Genomic DNA, 4,691 nt, shown 5'->3' with positions numbered 1-4,691 from the left:
CCCCGACACCGCCCCCAAAACCGGCGGTACCCTGACCAGCACATCCGCACAAGCCCCACCACCCCGAAGGGACCCCGACCATGCCGCTCGAAGCCGGCCTCCTGGAGATCCTCGCCTGCCCCGCCTGCCACGCCCCCCTCAAGGAGCAGGACGCGGAGCTGATCTGCACCGGCCAGGACTGCGGCCTGGCGTACCCGGTACGCGACGGCATCCCCGTCCTCCTCGTGGACGAGGCCCGCCGCCCCGGGTAACGGACGGACGCCCAGGCGCCCGGCACCCCGGCCCTTCCGCGCACTCCGGGCCCACGGCCCCGGCGACCCGCGCAACCGAACGAACGCCCCGGCGATCGGAGACCTGCCGCCATGCTCGACGAATCGCTCCTCGACACCCCGGAGCGCCTCACCGAGGCCGACCGCCGCGGCCTGCTCCGCGGCGCCGCCGAAGCCGGTGCCCGGGTCCGCACCGCCGCACGGCACGCCGCCGAGGCCGGTGTCGGCGACCTCAAGCCGGACGGCCGCCCCCGCGCGGTACTGATCGCCGGCCCGGGTGCCGCCGCCACCCACGCCGCCGACCTCCTCGCCACCCTCGCCGGAGCGGGCAGTCCCGTCACCCGCCTCGCCCCCACCGGCGTCGCCCCCGCCGCGGGCGCCCTGCGCTGGGAACTGCCCGGCTGGGCCGGTTCCGTGGACCTCCTGCTGATCGCCACCCCCGACGGCGCCGAGCCGGGCCTGTCCCTCCTCGCCGAACAGGCATACCGCCGGGGCTGCACGGTCGTCGCCGTCGCCCCCGCCCGATCCCCGCTCAGCGACGGGGTGAGCGCCTCCCACGGTCTGTTCATCCCGATGGCGACCGCCCCCTACGACCACGACGAGCCCCTCGCGGGAGCCGCCCCCGGCGTCCTGTGGGCCCTGCTCACCCCGCTCCTCGCGCTGCTGGACCGCACCGCCCTGCTCGACGCTCCGCCCGAGGCCCTCGCCAAGGTCGCGGACCGGCTCGACCGCATCGCCGAACGCTGCGGTCCCGCCATCGCCACCCACGGCAACCCCGCCAAGACACTGGCCGCCGAACTGGCCGAGTCCCTTCCGGTCATCTGGACCGAGGGCGCCTCCGCCGGTCCCGCCGGCCGCCGTTTCGCCGCCGCGCTCGCCGAACTGGCCGGCACCCCGGCCGTCGTCGCCGACCTTCCCGAAGCGCTCGCCGCGCACAACGCCCTGCTCGCCGGCCAACTCGCGGCAGCCGCCGACCCCGACGACTTCTTCCGTGACCGCGTGGAGGAAGCACCCGCTCTGCACGCGCGCGTGGTGCTCCTGCGCGACCGCCCCAGCGGCGGACTCACCGCCGCCCCCAACGCCCGTGACCTCGCCCTCGGCCACGACACGCCGATCAGCGAACTCGAGCCGGAAGCGGGCGGCGAACTGGAGGCCCTCGCCGAGCTGATCGCCGTCACGGACTTCGCCGCCGTCTACCTGGCGCTCGCCTCGGGCGCCTGACCCCGTACCCACCACCGCGCCCGGGCGCACACACCGCAGTACCGCGAGCACGGCACGCACGCGAATACCGCAAGTACGGCACGCACGCGCCACCACCACGCAGCCCTTCACGCACCACCACCACGACACACCACCCACCACCCACTACGCACCACCCACCACCAATCCGCACGCGAGCACCCGCACGCATCACGACACGCACCGGCAGAGAGAGCCCATGGACCGCCTCGACAACACCGTCCGCCCCTACGCCTGGGGCTCCACCACCGCGATCCCCGACCTCCTCGGGACCGAGCCGACCGGCGAACCGCAGGCGGAGATGTGGATGGGAGCCCACCAGGGCGCCCCTTCCCGCACCGGCCGGGGCACCCTCGACCAGGTCGTCGACGCCGCCCCCGAGAGGGAACTGGGCGCCGCCTCCGTGGCCAGGTTCGGCCCCCGGCTGCCCTTCCTCCTCAAGCTCCTAGCCGCCGGCGCCCCGCTCTCCCTCCAGGTGCACCCCGACCTCGCCCAGGCCAGGGCCGGTTACGAGGACGAGGAGCGCCGGGGCGTCCCCCTCGACGCCCCGCACCGCAACTACAAGGACGCCAACCACAAACCCGAACTCATCTGCGCCCTCACCGAGTTCGACGGCCTGTGCGGCTTCCGCGCCCCGGCCGAGGCGGCCGACCTCTTCGACGGCCTCGGCATCGCCTCCCTCAAGCCCTACGTGGACCTGCTGCGGGCGCACCCCGAGGACGCCGCCCTGCGCGAGGTCCTCACCGCGATCCTCACCGCCGACCCCGAGGAGATGTCCCACACGGTCACCGAGGCCGCGGCCGCCTGCGACCGCCTCGGCGGCGCCTACGCGCCCTACGCCGACATCGCCCACCACTACCCGGCCGACCCCGGCGTCCTCGCCGCCATGCTGCTCAACCACGTCCGGCTCCAGCCCGGCGAGGCCCTGTACCTGGGCGCCGGCATCCCGCACGCCTACCTCAACGGCCTCGGCGTCGAGATCATGGCCAACTCCGACAACGTCCTGCGCTGCGGCCTCACCCCCAAGCACGTCGACGTCCCCGAACTCCTGCGCATCGTCCGCTTCGAGGCCGGCGACCCCGGCATCCTCCGCCCCGAGGCGTCCCCCGACGGCGAAGAGGTCTACGACACTCCGACGGACGAGTTCCGCCTGTCCCGCTACGTCCTGCCCGAGGTACCCGGCGCCCACGACCTCACCCTGCCCACCCCGCAGATCCTGCTCTGCACGGCCGGCACCGTACGGGCCGGCGAACACGAGCTGGGCCCCGGCCACTCCGTCTTCGTTCCCGCACACGAAAAAGCCGAAGTGTCCGGAACAGGCACGCTCTTCCGGGCCACCGTGCGCGTCTGACACCAGCTCTGCACACGGCTGACAGGCACAGGACAGGGCATCCGGCGCCCGCAGCCCGCCAGGGCTGCAACAATGGCGCACCGCAAAGGAGGGGCAAAGCCGTTGACCGGCCGCGCCCCCACCGGCGTACGGACGCAGACCAGATGCAGCAGCCGAAGGCGAAGGGACAACGCGACACATGAGCGCGTCAGGCGGTACCAAGGCGATCGTGGCGGCACTGCTCGCCAACCTCTCGATCGCGGTGGCGAAATTCGTGGCGTTCCTCTTCAGCGGATCGTCGTCGATGCTCGCCGAGTCCGTGCACTCCGTCGCCGACTCGGGCAACCAGGGGCTGCTGCTCCTGGGCGGCAAACGCGCCCAGCGCGAGGCGACCCCGCAACACCCCTTCGGCTTCGGCCGCGAGCGCTACATCTACGCCTTCCTCGTCTCCATCGTGCTCTTCTCGGTCGGCGGCATGTTCGCCCTCTACGAGGGCTACGAGAAGATCAAGCACCCGCACGAACTGGAGCACTGGTACTGGCCGGTGGGCGTTCTCGTCTTCGCGATCATCGCGGAGGGCTTCTCCTTCCGGACCGCCATCAAGGAGTCCAACCCCCTGCGCGGCAAGAAGTCCTGGAAGGACTTCATCCGCCACGCCAAGGCCCCGGAACTGCCGGTCGTCCTTCTTGAGGACCTCGGCGCCCTCGTCGGCCTCGTCCTCGCCCTCGGCGGCGTCGGCCTCGCCCTGCTGACCGGCAACGGCGTCTGGGACGGCATCGGCACGCTGTGCATCGGCATCCTGCTCATCCTGATCGCGCTGGTCCTCGCCGCCGAGACCAAGTCCCTGCTGCTCGGCGAGGCCGCCGGCGCGGAGGTCCTCCAGCAGATCGAGACCGCGATCGTCGCCGGCGACACGGTCACCGGCATCATCCACATGCGCACGCTCCACCTCGGCCCCGAGGAACTGCTCGTCGCCGCCAAGATCGCCGTCCGCCACGACGGCACCGCCACCGAGATCGCCGCCGCGATCAACGCCGCCGAGTCCCGCATCCGCGAGGCCGCACCGATCGCCCGCGTCATCTACCTGGAACCGGACATCTACAGCGAGTCCGAGGCCGTCAAGGGACCGGACCCCGAAGCCACCCCCGGCGGCCCGGCCACCCCGCCCGACGACCACTGACCGACAGACCGCTGGTGCCCCCGCCGCCTCCCGTCACCCTTCGTGAACGTCCGGAAGTGTTCGGAGGCGGACTGGGGACGGCGGGCGCACGCGGTGTAGCTTGGGACGGAGCCAGACGTCGCTGCTGATGGCGGTCGGGCGGTCCAGGACGGACCGGCCGAGGGAGAGAGGGCCTCCGACGGACTGCGCTGCGTGTACGCGGGCATGCCAGTGTCCTCTTCGGGGCACCCCTGTGTCCGCCGCCGCGCAGGTCAGCCGTACCCACCTCGACCCAACCCGAGGAGCAGCCCGTAATGACGACTGTCGACAACCGACAGGACTTCAAGGTCGCCGACCTCTCCCTGGCCGCGTTCGGCCGCAAGGAGATCACGCTCGCCGAGCACGAGATGCCCGGTCTGATGGCGATCCGCAAGGAGTACGCCGAGGCCCAGCCGCTTGCCGGTGCCCGCGTCACCGGCTCCCTGCACATGACCGTGCAGACCGCCGTGCTCATCGAGACCCTGGTCGCCCTGGGCGCCGAGGTCCGCTGGGCGTCCTGCAACATCTTCTCCACCCAGGACCACGCGGCCGCCGCCATCGCCGTCGGCCCGAACGGTACGCCCGACAACCCGCGGGGTGTCCCGGTCTTCGCCTGGAAGGGCGAGACGCTCGAGGAGTACTGGTGGTGCACGGA

5 protein-coding genes are annotated in these 4,691 nt (G+C 72.6%); all 5 read left to right on the top strand.

What is annotated here, in order from left to right:
• Positions 1-80 precede the first annotated feature (80 nt).
• A complete protein-coding gene (locus HZS56_RS37175; RefSeq protein WP_216725222.1) occupies positions 81-251 on the top strand; it encodes a Trm112 family protein in 171 nt (56 codons plus the stop codon).
• 111 nt (positions 252-362) lie between these two features.
• A complete protein-coding gene (locus tag HZS56_RS37170; RefSeq protein ID WP_216725221.1) occupies positions 363-1,490 on the top strand; it encodes an SIS domain-containing protein in 1,128 nt (375 codons plus the stop codon).
• Positions 1,491-1,707: 217 nt separating this feature from the next.
• The gene (manA, locus tag HZS56_RS37165; RefSeq protein ID WP_216725220.1) at positions 1,708-2,859 is read left to right on the top strand and encodes a mannose-6-phosphate isomerase, class I; all 1,152 of its coding nucleotides are present in this window, start codon (positions 1,708-1,710) and stop codon (positions 2,857-2,859) included.
• 178 nt (positions 2,860-3,037) lie between these two features.
• Positions 3,038-4,018: a cation diffusion facilitator family transporter gene (locus tag HZS56_RS37160; RefSeq protein WP_216725219.1), complete on the top strand. Its 981-nt coding sequence runs from the start codon at positions 3,038-3,040 to the stop codon at positions 4,016-4,018.
• Positions 4,019-4,311: 293 nt separating this feature from the next.
• Positions 4,312-4,691: adenosylhomocysteinase (locus HZS56_RS37155; RefSeq protein WP_216725218.1), on the top strand; the 380-nt coding region annotated here is incomplete at its 3' end.

Source organism: Streptomyces mayonensis (genome assembly GCF_018982965.1).
GTDB lineage: Bacteria > Actinomycetota > Actinomycetes > Streptomycetales > Streptomycetaceae > Streptomyces > Streptomyces mayonensis.
This window is presented reverse-complemented; position numbering and strand designations above follow the sequence as displayed.